Source organism: Kibdelosporangium persicum (genome assembly GCF_013280595.1).
GTDB lineage: Bacteria > Actinomycetota > Actinomycetes > Mycobacteriales > Pseudonocardiaceae > Kibdelosporangium > Kibdelosporangium persicum.
Genome location: NZ_JAAATY010000001.1, coordinates 365,139 through 380,245, shown reverse-complemented (window position 1 = coordinate 380,245; position 15,107 = coordinate 365,139). Strand labels below are relative to the sequence as shown.

General features: G+C 68.1%; 11 protein-coding genes. 6 read left to right on the top strand and 5 right to left on the bottom strand.

Annotated elements, in window-relative coordinates; genetic code table 11:
• Position 1 precedes the first annotated feature (1 nt).
• Entirely contained in the window at positions 2-1,363 is a 1,362-nt protein-coding gene (locus GC106_RS01780) for a PepSY-associated TM helix domain-containing protein (protein ID WP_173123607.1), read from the top strand.
• 7 nt (positions 1,364-1,370) lie between these two features.
• On the opposite strand, the gene GC106_RS01775 is transcribed toward GC106_RS01780, so the two are convergent.
• Positions 1,371-2,237 carry an AraC family transcriptional regulator gene (locus tag GC106_RS01775; protein ID WP_173124626.1) on the bottom strand — a complete coding sequence of 289 codons (867 nt, stop codon included), beginning with the start codon at positions 2,235-2,237 and terminating at the stop codon, positions 1,371-1,373.
• Between the two features lie 77 nt (positions 2,238-2,314).
• Here GC106_RS01775 and GC106_RS01770 point away from each other — a divergent pair, with 77 nt between their 5' ends.
• Positions 2,315-3,121: an NADP-dependent oxidoreductase gene (locus GC106_RS01770; RefSeq protein ID WP_173123605.1), complete on the top strand. Its 807-nt coding sequence runs from the start codon at positions 2,315-2,317 to the stop codon at positions 3,119-3,121.
• 202 nt (positions 3,122-3,323) lie between these two features.
• A complete protein-coding gene (locus tag GC106_RS01765) occupies positions 3,324-4,328 on the top strand; it encodes a lysyl oxidase family protein (protein WP_173123603.1) in 1,005 nt (334 codons plus the stop codon).
• On the opposite strand, the gene GC106_RS01760 is transcribed toward GC106_RS01765, so the two are convergent.
• Complete coding sequence (locus tag GC106_RS01760; protein ID WP_173123601.1) at positions 4,325-5,737, bottom strand: flavin monoamine oxidase family protein; 1,413 nt, start codon at positions 5,735-5,737, stop codon at positions 4,325-4,327. The genes GC106_RS01765 and GC106_RS01760 overlap by 4 nt on opposite strands.
• 135 nt (positions 5,738-5,872) lie before the next feature.
• Here GC106_RS01760 and GC106_RS01755 point away from each other — a divergent pair, with 135 nt between their 5' ends.
• Positions 5,873-7,807 (top strand): vWA domain-containing protein, encoded by a 1,935-nt coding sequence (locus GC106_RS01755; protein ID WP_173123599.1) that lies wholly within the window; start codon positions 5,873-5,875, stop codon positions 7,805-7,807.
• 6 nt (positions 7,808-7,813) lie between these two features.
• Complete coding sequence (locus tag GC106_RS01750) at positions 7,814-9,073, top strand: extracellular solute-binding protein (protein WP_173123597.1); 1,260 nt, start codon at positions 7,814-7,816, stop codon at positions 9,071-9,073.
• A 6-nt stretch (positions 9,074-9,079) separates the two neighbouring features.
• On the opposite strand, the gene GC106_RS01745 is transcribed toward GC106_RS01750, so the two are convergent.
• The 3 genes from GC106_RS01745 to GC106_RS01735 are packed head-to-tail and all read right to left on the bottom strand — an operon-like array spanning position 9,080 to position 13,796.
• A complete protein-coding gene (locus tag GC106_RS01745; RefSeq protein ID WP_173123595.1) occupies positions 9,080-9,589 on the bottom strand; it encodes a hypothetical protein in 510 nt (169 codons plus the stop codon).
• Positions 9,589-12,813 carry a LamG-like jellyroll fold domain-containing protein gene (locus GC106_RS01740; RefSeq protein ID WP_173123593.1) on the bottom strand — a complete coding sequence of 1,075 codons (3,225 nt, stop codon included), beginning with the start codon at positions 12,811-12,813 and terminating at the stop codon, positions 9,589-9,591. Before GC106_RS01740 ends, GC106_RS01745 begins: the two co-directional genes overlap by 1 nt.
• Positions 12,810-13,796 (bottom strand): hypothetical protein, encoded by a 987-nt coding sequence (locus GC106_RS01735; protein ID WP_173123591.1) that lies wholly within the window; start codon positions 13,794-13,796, stop codon positions 12,810-12,812. Before GC106_RS01735 ends, GC106_RS01740 begins: the two co-directional genes overlap by 4 nt.
• A gap of 281 nt (positions 13,797-14,077) precedes the next feature.
• Here GC106_RS01735 and GC106_RS01730 point away from each other — a divergent pair, with 281 nt between their 5' ends.
• Positions 14,078-15,097: a LacI family DNA-binding transcriptional regulator gene (locus GC106_RS01730; protein WP_173123589.1), complete on the top strand. Its 1,020-nt coding sequence runs from the start codon at positions 14,078-14,080 to the stop codon at positions 15,095-15,097.
• The last annotated feature ends 10 nt before the right edge of the window (positions 15,098-15,107 follow it).

The window sequence follows — 15,107 nt, the reverse complement described above, 5'->3', positions numbered from 1 at the left end:
GATGACGACCCACGAACTGACTGAGGCGACCACGCCCGCGTCGGCCAGACCCGCGCGAAAAGGCTCCTTACGCCCGCTGTTGCTGAGGCTGCACTTCTACCTCGGCGTGTTCGTGGGCCCGTTCCTGTTCGTCGCGGCGCTGAGCGGCCTGCTGTACATCTTCACGCCGCAGTTGGAACGGGTGATCTACGCACACGAAATGACTGTGCCGGTCGGGCAGGGCAAGCAGCCGCTGCAGGAGCAGGTGGACGCGGCACAGCGGGCCTTGCCTGACGCCACCCTCGTGCGCGTACGACCAGGCGACGCCGAGGACGCGACCACGCAGGTGATCTTCAGCCGGGCGGATCTGGCGCCGAGCCACTGGCTGACGGCCTACGTCGACCCGTACACCAGCGAGGTCCGCGGCACCCTGGAGACCTACGGCTCGAGCCAGGCCGGACCCGTCCGCACCTGGATCGACGAGCTGCACCGTGGCCTGCACCTCGGCGACTTCGGCCGCTTGTACAGCGAACTGGCGGCGAGCTGGCTCTGGGTGGTGGTGCTCGGCGGCCTGGTCCTCTGGTGGGGCCGCCGCCGGCCAGCGAAGGGCACCGGCCGCCGGAGGCTGCTGTCCTGGCACGCCACCACGGGTACGTCGGTCGCGATCGTCCTGCTGTTCCTGTCGGCCACGGGCTTGACCTGGTCGCAGTACGCAGGCGAGACGGTCAGTGACATCCGCGCGGCACTGTCGTGGGAAACGCCGGCACTGCCCGCCGCAGCGTCCGACCACGGCGGCCACGGCGAGCACAGTCACGGCGGTGGCCAGGTCACCGGCGCGAGCGTCGACCAGATCCTGAACATCGCCAGAGGTGCCGGTCTGGACGGCGCGGTCGAGATCGCGGTGCCTGCCGAACAAGGCAGTTCCTACGTGGTCAAGCAGATCCAGAATTCCTGGCCGACCAAAGCGGACTCGGCGGCCATCGACCCGGGCACCGGCGAGGTCCTGGCGACCCTGAAGTTCGACGACTATCCGGTGGGCGCGAAGTTGGCGCGGTGGGGAATCGACGCTCACATGGGTGTGCTGTTCGGCCTGCCCAACCAGATACTTCTGGCAGTGGTCTGCCTGGCCCTGCTGGCCATGATCGTCTGGGGCTATCGCATGTGGTGGCACCGGAGACCGACGAAGGACACCCTCGCCTTCGGCAGACCATACCCCCGAGGGGCATGGCGGGCCCTGCCGAAACCAGTACTGGCCGGCCTGGTAGCGGTGGCCGCCGTGTTCGCGTGGTACCTCCCGGTTCTGGGCGTGTCGCTGATCGGCTTCCTCCTCGTCGACACGGCGATCGGCCGAACGAAAGCCACCAGGAGAAACGCCCAGAAGTAGGAAGAACCTACGACTGAAGATCCCGAGCACGCCGATACCTACCAGGAGAGACACCAAACTGACGCTTGAAAGCAGCCGAGAAGGCGAACTCCGACCCGTAGCCGACCTTCCCGGCTATCACGGTCAGCGGAGCCGTGGTGTCACGCAGCAACTGGGCGGCGATGGTCATACGCCACCAGGTCAAGTAGGTCAACGGCGGCTGACCGACCTTCTCCGCGAAGCGGCGGGCGAACGGAGCCCGGGAGAGGCCCGCCGAGGAAGCCAGAGTCGCGACGGTCCACGGCTCAGCCGGATTCTCGTGCATGGCGCGCAGCGCGGCCGCGATCACCGGATCACGAAGGGCCAGCGCCCAGCCGGTCGCCGGTTCGTCCGGAGACTCGAACCAGGTCCTGAGGATGTAGACGAGCAGGGACTCCAGCAACGCCGGGACCAACGCGTCCGTGCCCAGACGCGGCTCGGTCAGCTCCGCGCTCAGCAGGTCCACCGCCAGCCGCAGGTCGACGCCCAGCCGAGCCGGTAGGTGGATGGTTTCGGGCAAAGTCCGCAGAAGTGGATGGGCTCTCGCGGGGTCCAGCTCGTAGGCGCCGCACAGCGTCACTGTCCGGGTCGCGGTGGCGCGCGGTTCCGCGCCCGGCGGACTGTCGGCCAGAGTGTGGCCCTGGCCGTGGGCCAGGAAGAGGATGTCGCCTTCCCGCAGCTCAAGGGGTGCGTGGCCGGGTCGCAGCAGCCAGCATCTGCCGTGCAGGATCACTTGGAAGCCCGCCGCTGCGGGTACCGGCCCGAACCAGTGGCTCCACGGGGTGGTCCACGTGATCTTCGCCGAGCGCGGCTCCCCGGTCCGGGTCACGGCGATCACGTCGCTGAGCAGGTCCACAGCCAGAGACGATCTCATATAAAAGCGGGACGTCAACCCATGGTTCGTCTCATTTCGCGGCTTTAGGGTCGTCTTTTGTGAAAGCCGCACGAATCCACGCCCACGGTGGTCCCGAAGTCATCCGGATCGACGACGTCCCGATCCCGAGCGGGGACACGCTGATCAAGGTCGCAGCGACTTCCTACAACCCGACGGAACTGGCAGTCCGGGCGGGGATGTTCCGCATCGACCTGCCGCACACGCTCGGGTGGGATCTGGCGGGCGAGGTCGACGGTGATCCGGTGATCGGGTTCGTCGACAGCGGCGCCGCCGCCGAGTTCGCCACCGCACCGGCGGACAGGATCGTCCCGGCGCCGAAGAACATCCCGCTCCACCACGCCGCCGCCATCCCGTTGGCGGGCTTGACGGCGTACCAAGTGGTGCAGGACGTCGAAGCCGGACAGCGAGTGCTGATCAACGGCGCGGGCGGCGGCATCGGCAGTTTCGCCGTCCAGCTCGCCAAGCACAAAGGGGCACACGTCATCGCGACCGCGAGCCCGCGCGGCATCGACAGCGTCCAGCGCTACGGTGCCGACGAGATCATCGACTACACCAAGCAGGTCCCCACAAAACCGGCCGACGTGATGATCCACCTCGTCGGCACCCCGCCGCCGTGGACTCCCCCGGCACCGGAAGTCATCACCGCGGCCGCCCAGTTCCCCGGCGCACGGCACATCGTCATGCGTTACAGCGAAGACCATCTGTCTACTTTGGTCAGCCTCGTTGAAGCCGGAGTGATCACAGTGGACGTGACAGAGTCGTACCCCTTGGCAGCCATGGCCGAAGTGCACAGGAAAGGCGAAGCGGCCGCGTTCCACGGCAAGGTCACGATCGTGATGCCGTGACCACCGAACGGCGGATGCCGCACTCCACAACAGCGACAACCGGCACGGAAACGCTGCTCAGCGTAAGCGGTGCTGTGGCCGTGATCGGCGCTGGGGCTGGCCCGAGCGAAACGGGCACGGTCACGATCAGGTGTCACTCGACCGGGTGCATTAGCGTCCCGGATGGACATTCCGGACGTCGCGATCACTAATGTGTGGCCGCATGAGGTCATGGGTCGCCGGTGTGACGGCGGTGTTGGCGGTGGTTGTGGTCATTCCCCCAGCGAGTGCGGGTGAGCAACTTCTGTTGCCGGACCTGCGGCAGGCGTTGCCCGGCTGCTCCGGCGGCTACTCGGGCGATCCGGTCGAGTGCACCGACTGGGACGTCTGCATGGTCGCGGACGCGGCTGCACCCAGCGGCGACTGTGTCCAGACTGGCCTGGTCAAGGCCGTGCGGCTGCGGTTCACCACCTCGGAGGAGAACGTCGGCGACGGACCGTTGCTGCTCTTCGGGCACAAGGACGCCGGTGCGGCCACGATGCGGGTCCGCCAGGCGTTCCAGGCGGGCAAACACGGTCAGATCCCGGCTTCCTACACCGAGGCGCGCCACCAGACGGACACCACGATGTACTACGAGCCCGCGCCGATGCACCAGCACTGGCACCTGCTGGGCTTCGAGCAGATGCAGCTGCGCACACCCGACGGCGCGACCGTGGTCCGTGACCGCAAGAACGGCTTCTGCCTCGGCGACCGGTACCTGACCGCCGACGCGCACACGTTGCCCAATGCAGTACAGGAGGCCGACACGCCCGAGAACCGGCTGGCGAAGTACTTGCGGCACAACAAGTGTGCTTTCAAGGAGCCGGGGGTCACGGACGTGCGGATCGGCATCTCGGTCGGCAGCGGCGACGACTACAAGTACGATGTGGACTTCCAGTGGCTGGACATCACCCGCGTCCCGTCCGGCACGTACGACCTGGTCAACACGGTGAACGCGAACCGGTCCCTGCAGGAGACGCGCTACGACAACAACTCCTCGTCGATGGCGATCTCGATCCAGTGGCCGGGCGGCGCGAACCACGCGCCCGCCATCATCACCCGGCCGCCGGTGGTCACGTTGCTGCGCGGTTGCCCAGGCGAGCAGCAGTGCGCGGTCAAGCAGGGCTTCCGCCCCAGGGTGAGCAGCGACCGGATCCACCACCCGAAGCGCCACACCGGGCACCACTAGGCAGCGAGGATCTCCCGTGTCACGCGCTCGCCTGACTCGATCGCGCCGTTCATCCAGGCGATCCACAGCGATGTGTGCTCGCCCGCGAAGTGCACGCGGCCCGCGGCCTGGCGCATGGCCGGGAGCATCCACGCCAGTTCACCGGGACCCGCCCAGCCCCAGCCGCCGCCCGCCCACGGGTCCTCCTGCCACACCTTCTCGACGCATCCCACGATCTGCCCGCGGATTCCCGGCAGCAACGTGTCCATCAGGCCGCGCATCCTGGCGACCCGACGATGGCCGTATCCGGCGTAGGTCAACGCGTCGGTCTCGAACATGTAACTCTGGATCATGCCGAACTCCGGATCGGCCTGCTGGGAGCTGGTGTTCCAGATCCGTCCGGCCATCGTGTCGGTGCTGACGAGGGTGATGCCGCCGAGCGACTCCCGCTCCCAGAACCGGCTGCGCGTCTGGAAATAGCAACGTGCGACAGGAAAGTACCGCAACTGCCTGATGACGTCAGCCTTCGCGCCGGTGAAGTCTGTCGAAACGCGACGGAGTGGCGCGAACGGCAGGGCGCACACGCAACGGTCCGCGCGGATCTCGTGCCTGCCGGTCCGGTCGACGTACCCCACGGTGACCGAACGCTCGTCCTGGCTGATCCGGACGACCTGGCTGGTGTACTTGATCCGCCCGCCGAGCGCCTTCGCGAACGCGTACGGCAGTTTGTCGTTGCCGCCCTTGATGCTCTGCGGTGTCGTGCCGAAGCCGATCGCCTCCATCGCCAGCACCGCGGCCGCGTTCCAGTTGCCGCACCGGCCTTCCTGCGCGTAGAACACCTGCCGCAAGGTTTCCGAGGCACCGCCTGCCTGAGCGAAGGAGTCGATCGTGTGCCGGTCGAGAGCGAGGGCGGACGGGACACTTCGTGGCCAGTCCGGATCGAACACGTCGCCCAACTGGGCGATGCCCGAACCGAGCAGCCGCAGGATCTGACCGCCGGGGTCGAGTTCCTCGCCCGGCGCGAAACCCGCCAGCGGCCAAGGAGTTCCCTGAGCGGGTTGCCGGAACCGTTCGCCCTGCATGAAGTACGCCCGCTCGCCGGAGTCGTACGGCGTCAACGCGAGATCGAACTCCTTGACGTACTTCAGGGTGTACTCGTGCGTCTCGAAGATCCGGATCGCGCCGAGCTCCGCGTGCCCGCCGCGCTGGAAGCCGTCGCGAACCGTCCGTACCCGCCCGCCAGGCCGGTTCTGCGCTTCGAGGACGACCACGTCGTACCCGTGCCGCATCAAGTTGTACGCGGCGGTCAGTCCGGCCAAGCCCGCGCCCAGCACCACGACACGTTTACCGCCCGCCGCCGCGGGCGATACACCGACAGCGGAAGCCACTGGCAAGGCGGCGGCACCGCGCAGCAGAGTTCTTCGATCCATGTCAGGCAGAGGCACGAACGGGTGGGTGGGTTCCATTAGTCCTGCTGAGTGATTGTCCGGCCGGAACCGGCCGAAACCCCGGCGGTCGTTCCCGCCGGGATCTAAGGTGTGTCGCCGGGGAGGTGCCCTGCGACGATGCACGGTGAAACCAACGAGCCCGAACCGGGCGGTGAAGCCAACGAGCCCCAACCGCACCGCGAAGCCAACAGGCCTGAATCCGACTGGAAGAGGCTGTCGCTGACCGCCGTGCTCATCGCGGTCGGCACCGCGGTCTCCCAACTCGCCGTCCAACCGCTGGACGGAACGCTCCGGACGATCATCTTCGGTGTCGGCGTGGTGATCCTGGCGGTGGTGGGCGCCGGGCTCATCGAGTGGCTCCTGTGGCTGCTGCGACGTCTGTTGGAGCGGTTTCGGCCGCAGCGGATCGCGGTGACTGTCGTCGTGGCGACGCTGTTCTGCGTCATGGGGGTGTCGTGGGGCAGGCCTGCGGTGGACTGGACCGCCAAACTGTTCGAGCCGTGCCCGCCGCCCGTTCTCGTCCGCGCCCTGACGACACCCGAACTGCTCGAACCGTATCGCGAACTGGCGGCCGAGTTCGCGGACGACGAGGCCGCGAAAGACGGCTCCTGCAGGCCGTTCGAGGTCTACGTCTACGCCCTGCCGGCGGAAGAGGCGAAGGCGGGCCTGCATGCCGGGTGGAGCGCGGAGTACCTGCGCAAGGCACCCACGCCGGACGTCTGGTTGCCGGAAACGGGAATGCACGTCGAACAGGTCGTCAGGCGGCGTGACATCGACAAGTCCGGCCCGCCGATGGACGTCACGGAGTCGGTCGGCACCATCCCGATCGTGCTCGCCCTGCCCGCGCGGGCCGGGCTGCGGCCGGAAGATCCGGAGTGGCAGGGAAAGACGTGGCAGGATCTGGTGGACAAGCTGCGGGACAACGGAATCGGCCTGATCCGTCCCGGTAAGTCGACCGTCGGCGAGTTCGCCACGGTGGCGATCTACTCGAGCGCCGGCGGGGCCACGCGCCTGCGCGAGAACGCCGAACCGGCCCGCCAGTTCGAGTCCTGGGTGGACAGTTCGTTCCAGGCGGGCCGCTATCCGGCAGGCGGGAACCACACGGCCCTGCTGGGCAGGCACCGTGAACTCGGTGACGCCGGGGCCGCGATGGTCCTCTCCGAGCTGGACATGATCCGGCACAACGAGGATGTGCGCGGCGGCCCGTACGGCCCGGGCTGCGACTTCCTCGACGAACCGCCGGGGTGCCTGCACGCGGTCTACCCGTCGGACACGTACTCCTTCGATCTTCCTTTGGCGGTGCTGAACTGGCCCGGCTTGGACCGCGGCGCCGGGCAGCGGCGGGCCATCGATGCCTTCAAGGCCTGGCTGGGCGGCGACGCCGGTCGCGAAGCCATGGTGCTGGAGGGAATCCGCCCGCCCCCGGGCACTCCCCTGCAGTCGCCGTTGTCCGCCGTCAGCGGCATCATCCCCGGCGGACCGCCGAACCACATCAAGCAGCACGGCAGGCTGCCGACCAACATCAGGGACGAGATGGTCTCGATCAAGGACCAGGTCCGCCGGACCAGCCGGGTGCTGATCTCGCTGGACGCGTCCGGGTCGATGCGGGAACGAGTCGGCGGCCAGACCCGCTACGGCCTGGCGGTCAAGGCGATCCAGGACGCGCACGCGAATCTCGCGCGACGGGCCGAGGTGACGCTGAACGTCTTCTCCGCCACGATCGGGGTGCGGCCGGTCGACCTGACCTCGATCGGACAGGTCCAGCCTGCCGGGAACACCCCCCAGCACCGGGCGATCCTCGAAGGGATGCGGGCAGCGGGGCGGGGCGGCGTGCTGGTCCTCGTGACCGACGGCAGCAACAACGTCCCTGACGTGACCCCGCAGCAAGTGGCCGAGCAGTCCGGCGCGCGGGTGCTGGTGCTGGCGTTCGGCGAGGCCACGTGCGGGGCACAGGTCCTGAACGATGTGACGAACAGAACCGGTGGCAGTTGCCGTCAGGCGAGCGTCGACACGTTGTCCTTCGAACTGGCCGAGCTGCTGCGAGGAGTGTGATCACCGGTGAAGTGGTCGTCGTTCGGAATCGGTGCGGTGGCGGGCGCACTGGTCGCCGTCGTCTTCGTCAGCTGTGGACTGCCCGCGCTGGAGGACAACGGGCTCGAAGCCGGACCGCTGCTGATCATCTCCGGCGCGGACCAGAGCAACGGCAGGCAGCGCCAGCAACTGGTCGACCAGTGGAACAGGACGAATCCGGACACCCCGGCCCAGATCGAGGAACTGGCGCTCGGCGCGGACGACCAGTACTTCGAGATGGTGGGCCGGGCCCAGGGCAACGGCCGGATGCCGGACATCTACAACCTGGACGTCACGTGGACCGCCGAGTTCGCCGAGCGCGGCTACATCAGTCCGCTGGACGAGTCCGAACTGGACACTTCGGGGTTCATCGAGAACCCGCTGGCGACGTGCAGGTACGACGGCAAACTGTGGGCGTTGCCGTTCAACACCGACGCGGGGCTGATGTACTACCGCAGCCCGGACGTCAAGGCACCGTCCACCTGGGACGAGATGGTCGACGGGACACGGTCGTTGTTCTCCGGGCCGCACGACAGCCGGCTGAGGGCCGGCTACACCACCCAACTCGCCGACTACGAGGGCCTGGCCGTCAACGGCTTCGAGATGGTCTGGGGCGCGGGCGGCGAGGTCGTCGACGAGGACGGCGAGGTGCGGATCGACTCGCCGAAGGCGAAAGCCGGGTTGCGCAGGCTCGCGGACGGGCTGAACAGCGGCCCACCGCAGATCATCCCGCCGGAGGCGCGCTCACAGGACGAGACGGCGAGCATGATCGCCTTCGGCGAGGGCAAAGTGGCGTACATGCGCAACTGGCCCGTGGCCTTCCGCAACATGGACAATCCGGATGCGGAGGACGCCAAGCGGCAACTGTTCTTCGAGGTCGCTCCGCTGCCCGGCCCGAGCGTGCTCGGCGGCCAGAACCTGGCGATCTCCAGCGGATCCCCGCGCAAGCAGGCCGCGCAGGCGCTGATCGAGTTCCTCACCAGCCCGCGCAGCCAGCAGATCCTGTTCGAACGCGGTGGTTTCGCCGCGACCAGGAGCATCGTCTACGAGGACGCTGAGGTACAGCGTCGGCACCCGTACTGGAAGGTCCTGCGCGACTCGATCACGCGGGCCAAACACCGTCCGGTCACCAAGTGCTACGTCCAGTTCTCCCGGGCGTTCCGGGACGTCATCAACCAGATGCTGGATTCCGAAGGCAAAGTGCCGCCGAATGCCAAGGAACGCCTGACCGCGGCCCTGAAGTGCTGAGGACCGTCACGACGTGGCGCTTCGGGGGACGCGTTGGATCTGTCGATCCAGCGCGGCGGCCAGCGCGGTGACGGCGACTGGTCGTTCGCCGGTGTTGTGGATGCGGACAAGCACGTTGGCGCGGACGAAAAACGTGGTCTCGATGGGCTCGGCCAGGCCGCAGAAGCAGACGTCGCCGACGGGTTCGGCGCCGCGTTCGGCGCAATGGGGCAAGCGCGGGGCCATCACCATCGTCAACACGTCGACCAGGGCTTCGTGGGCGTCGGCCGCGGTCGGGTACTGGCGTAGCCGGACGGCCACGCTCGTGCCCGGCGGCCCGCTCAGGTGATCGATGAACGCGCGGCCGGCGTCGGGCAGCGCGTCACGGCGGATGAAGGTCAACGGGCGCAACTCGCTGTGGTCGGGCAGGAACTCCGCGGCGAGCGGCGGGCCGTCGCGGCCCGGCCAGTCGTCGAAGCCGTGCACGCGTTTCACCGTGCCCCGGCGGAGGTCCTCAGCTGCGGACGGCTCGCTCATCAGGCCATCCTCCTGCGGCCACCCTGGCTGTAGGGCTGTTGTCCGCGTGGCACGCAACGTCCGATGCCAGTCGCGTCGTTGGTGGCCAGGCGTTCACGGTACGACTGGGCGGTGAACGGGGTGGTGATCGGCAGCGTGGGGGTCATGCCGAGGGTGGTGAACGGCATCTCGGCCGGCAATCCGGGCTCGTGGACGACCGAGAGGTTGGTCCAGTCCCAGGGATTCGGGCCGATGTCCACCTTCAGGCAGGCGTCGAACAACGGGTCGCCGTAGCTTCCGGCGCCGGTCCAGGCCACCTCGTGGTAGCTGAATTCGCCGCTGTCCGTGCCGAACGGGAACGCCCACTTGTCGTCACCGATCGCCTTGATCTTGTTGCACGTGAAGCTGCCCCGGGAGTACATCATGGACGCGAGCAGGTGGCAGCCGAGGATGTTGGCGAACGCGGTGACGATCGTGGCGCAGTCAGTGCAGTTGACCTTCCGGCCCAGCCCAATGCCGCCGCGGAGCAGGTCGAGGAACTGCGAACACAGGAACACCTGGTTCGGCTCGACGTATTTCGTCGCGCCCGCGTCGGTCTCGTAGCTCAACCCGAGCCCGCTGTTGACTCGCTGGGTGATCGCGGTGGCCGCCGCGGTCGCGGTGGTGGTGCCCTGCGCCCAGGCGCAGGCGTAGTCGAGCACCTCCGTCCACGGCTGTTGGTTGGTCGCCCCGCCGGGCGGCAACTGCCACGGCAGCGTCGGCAGGTCAAGCAGCACATAGATCCGGTGCGCCGTCGTGGTCAGCGGCTGCCAGTCACCGCCGGGCAACCGGTACGACCACGACCACTGGATGTCCTCACGACGCACTCCGCCCTGGGCAAGCTTGTGGTGTGGCAGCGAAATGGTCACGGCGGCCGGGTCGGATCTGCCGTCGCGGAACTTCACGGTGATCGGGTCGACCGCGCCGAGCGCGCCGCCGCCGTCGGCCTTGATCTCCGCGGTGGTCACGGTGTTCGACGCGAGGAAGCGGGCCTGGATGGTGACGGTCTTGCCGGTCACCTTCGAGATCGCGTACGCGGCAGGCGACTGCTCCGCGGTCGTGTTCGCCTTGGTCCACTGCACCTTCGGCACCTCGGTCATCAGGTTGCGCCGGATGCTCAACGCGTCGGTCGCGGTGGAAGTGGGGTCGTAGTCGAAGGCGATTCCGGACAGGTCCACAGTCGGCAACGCGGTGCAGGACGTCGGCTTGCGCAGGTAGGTCACGATGAACGTGGCCGCGGTCGCGACCAGCGACGCGATGGTGTCCGCGGCGCCCACCCCGAGCAGTTTCAGCGCGAGCTTCCCGGCGACGCGCAGCACCGCCCAGAAACCGAGCTCGACGACCATGCCGAGCAGTTCCATCAGGAAGCCCTGTTGGTAGAGCGCTGTGGCGAGGGCGAAGACGCCGGACGCGGTCATGCCCGCACCGGGGGTCAGCAAGGTGGCGATCCGCGGCCGGCGCAGGATGCTCGCGATCTTCGCGATCGCGGCGTCGGACAGCCGGGTGGTCAGCCCGAAGAACGCGTCCAGCACCCCGCCGACGACGACGAAGATCAGCTGGACCTTCCACAGTGTGCACTCGTCGATGTCCGCGACGGCAACCCGATAGGCCACATGCGTGCGGCCCCGGCGGTGGCACAGCAGAACGTGCTCGCCGTCGATCACGTGCGCGGTCACGAAGAACGGCAACGACCTCGGGTCGGTACCGATCCGGTCGAGCACCTCCTGCCAAGCCGCGCCCACTTGCCTGCGGCCGTCGGCGTCACCGGCGTACGCGGCCAGATCCGTCTCCATCGCTTCGCGGAAACGGGGCTCGAGCGCACGAAGCAGCGCCGCCGCATCGATCGACGCGCACAGCTGGTCCACCTGCTCGGCGGGAATGTCGAAAGCCGGCACCGCATGCCCGGCCCGGCCGGCCGGGAACACGTTGTCAAAAGCAGCGGGCTGGACCTGCGCGGCCAGCAGCGCGCCGTCGGCGAGGCCGACCGGATGCGCGTCCACCAGGTTGCGGGCTTGCCGCGTGGTGAAGTCGTAGTCGGCGGCCAGGCCCGCGGCGCCCGCCGGTGGGCAGTTCGCCTGGTAGGTGCGGATCTCGTCGGCGGTCAGCGCCCGGGACCAGACCTGCAGGCCCGCCAGGTGACCCTGGAAGGTGGTCAGGCCGAACGGGTGGCCAGGAGTGGGCGCGGCGCCGATCAGCAGCCGGCCGAATTCGCTGGCCAGCGGCACCGGCCCGAACCGGCCCGTGCCGGCCGGCTGCCCGTCGAGGTAGATGGTCGACGTCACGCCGTCGAACGTGGTGGCGATGTTGGTCCACGCGTCGGTCGCCAGCACGGCCGTCGAGACCAGTTCCGTGCTCCCAGTGCCCCCGCCCCGCCGGGACACCACCCGGTACCCGGGGGCCGTGCTGTCCCAGGTCAGATACAGGGCCATGCCTGTGGCACTGAGCGGATCGCCGTTGACGAACAAGAACTGCCGGGGCTGCGCGCTGATCTGGGGCCGCACCCATGCCTGCACGGTGTACGGATCGGTCTGCCGGCCGCCGGGGTTGACCTCCTGGTCGCTCAGCGGCTGGGCGAACGCGGTGCCCGCCAGCTCCAGCGCCGGTGTGCGCCGCAACATCCGCGCACCGGACGCCAGGGCGACCGGCAGATGACCCGGCCCGCGGTCCACCGGCGGGGCCACCGAGAAGTCGAAGTCGGCCACGGGAGGCCGCACCGGCGGCTGGAACATCATGTTCCTGAGGTCGTCGCCCGGTATGGCCGCGTTGAACACCCGCAGCGATCTGACGTGTGCCTGGAGGTCCTTGCCGATCAGAAACGGCTCGTTGGTCGCCGTCCCTGTGCCGGAGGCGGCGGCCATCACGTTGAACGTGCCGTCGATGAACATCCGGGTGGTGTCACCGGTGAAGGTCACCGCGACGTGGTGCCAGTCGGTGCTGGTGAGCGCCCGCTGTCGCGGGTCGGAACGGACGACGGGGCGGCCGGTGATCGACAGCACGAGTGACTCGCCGGAGACGCCGAAGGAGAAGGCACGGTCCTGGGACAGGATCGACGCGCTCGCACACAGCCCGTCGAGTTTGATCCACGCGTCGATGGTGAAGGGAGCGGTCGCGTCGAGTTTGACGCCGAGATTCACCGCCGTCTGCGCGTACGACATCGCGGCCAGTTCCAGCACGTCGTAGCCGGCGTGGTCCGGGACACCGCTCATGAGCGGACGAATTCGGTCTTGCAACTGCCCAGCAGAACCAGGATGCCGTCCTCAGGCAGGCCTTCCACCTCGTCGTAGCGCGTCAAACCCAGCTCGTCCAACGAAACCGCCAGGTGCGCGACCGGTCCGTCGCGGTCCTCGCCGACGTACACCTTGGTCTCGATGCTGGCGCCGGGCGGCCACTTCACCCCGGCCGGCAGCAATCCCCAGGTGACGACATAGCCGTTGAAGTGCGCCGGGGTCATCCCGGACGCGGTCTGCACCGGTCCCGCGCTGATCGGCCAGTTCGTGCTCACGCCGAGCGGGACGCACTGGAGGCCGAAACTGGAGCCGGCAGGCAGGCCGGAGGTGGTGACCTTGAACAGCGTCGGCACGGAGTCCGCGGACGGGTTGGAGAACGTCTTCGGTTCCTCCCACGACCGGTTCGGGAAGTCCTGCACCTTGTTCAGGTTCCGGCCGCAGACGTTCTGGCTGGCGCGCACCCACTCGATGTAATCCGAATAGGTGGCGAAATCCGCGGGAATGACCGGGTGCTTGGTCGCGCTCACAATCCCGACCAGGCAGAAAAGATTGCTGTTGACCGCGTCCAGCAGGAAGCAGTCCTGTCCGACTCCGATGCCACCGGACGGCACGGTCGCCGGCAGGGCGACCGACGTTTCGCCCGCGCGGGTCGTCAACGGATTCCCGCTCCACAGGCTCGGTCGCAGGAACAGCGAGGGAGAGGCTCGATAGACCGACACGTAGTGGCCGGACAGCGGGTTCGCACTGAGGTTCTTCGCCCGCACGTAGATCGGATTCAGCCGGCTGCCCAGGTGGATCGGCTGACTCGGGTCGGTCGAGTAGTTGCCGGAGAAGAAACCGCTCGGGTCCGCGACCTGAGCGTGCGAAATGACATCCGGCGAAGAGTACGGATAGCCCGGCGACGGTACTCTGCCGTCATCATTCAGCGAATCACGAATCAGGAAACCATCGAAGGTAGCCACATGCCGGAGCTAAACACGGCATCCCCTGTGACACCAGTCACATGCGAGAGTCAGACCTGAACGGTCCAACGACGACACTCGATCGATACCGCCGCACAAACCGGCCAAGGGACTCTCACCGCCGGGTCGCCACCATGACATCCACCAGCCCGTCAAACACGTACAGTACTCCTTTGCTACAGCTAGTGATGTCACCGATGATGGCTTCTGCGTACCTCCGAACGCGCTCACTGTGAGCGGAACTCTTTACGTCACCTGCCTTCTGTGGCAGTGTCCGACCCATGAAAGCGGTTGTGAAACCGGTTTCCGAGGTTCCGGCGACCATCTACGACGTCGCGGAGCGGGCGAACGTGTCCCCCGCGACGGTGTCGCGGGTGCTGCGCGGGACACAGCCGGTGGCCCCGGCGACCGAGGAACGTGTCCGGAAGGCGGTGGCAGCCCTCAGGTTCCGGCCGAGCAGGCTCGGCGTCGCGCTCGCGGAACGCAAACACGCGGCGAACGGGATCGTCTTCCCCGACCTGTCCGGGCCGTTCTACACCGAGGTCGTGCTGGGCTACGAGGAGATGGCTGCCCAGCGCGGCCGGTCCGTCCTGATTCTGTCCACCCGGGACAGAGCGGACGCCGCGCAGGCGGTGTTGTCGCTGGCCGACCGGGTGGACGGGATGGTGTTGTTCGGCCGGACCGTCAGTGACGACGTGGTCCAGGAGGTCGCCGCCACCGGCGTTCCGGTGGTCCTGCTGGGCAGGCCGGAAGTGCCGGGCACGGACGTGATCAACACCGAGAACGAGCGCAGTGCCTGCCAGTTGACCCGGCATCTGCTCGACCACGGCCATCGCCGGGTGGTCTACCTGGGCGACCCGACCGCGTCGGCTGACGCGGCGGGCCGGTGGGCCGGCGTGTCCAAGGCGCTGAAAGAAGCCAGGAGACGGAGGTTCATCGCCACGTGCGGGGCCGACGAGAGCGCGGGCCGTGCGACAGCGAAGGAACTGCTGCGATCCCGCACCAGACCGGACGCCCTGGTGTGTTTCAACGACGAGGTGGCGTTGGGCGCGATGCTCGCGGCCGAGGAACTCGGCCTGCGCCCAGGGGCGGACGTCGCGATCACGGGCTGGGACGACGTGATGGCCGCGCGGTTCGCCAGGCCCGCGTTGACCACGGTCCGCCAGCCCATGCGGGAACTGGGCGCACAGGCAGCGGCGGCACTGGACGAACGGATCACCGGCGCCCGGGCCGGGCTGATCCACCGGGTGCTGCCGACCGAGGTACTGATCCGGGACAGCTGTGGGGGACATAGGACTTAAGGAGGAACAC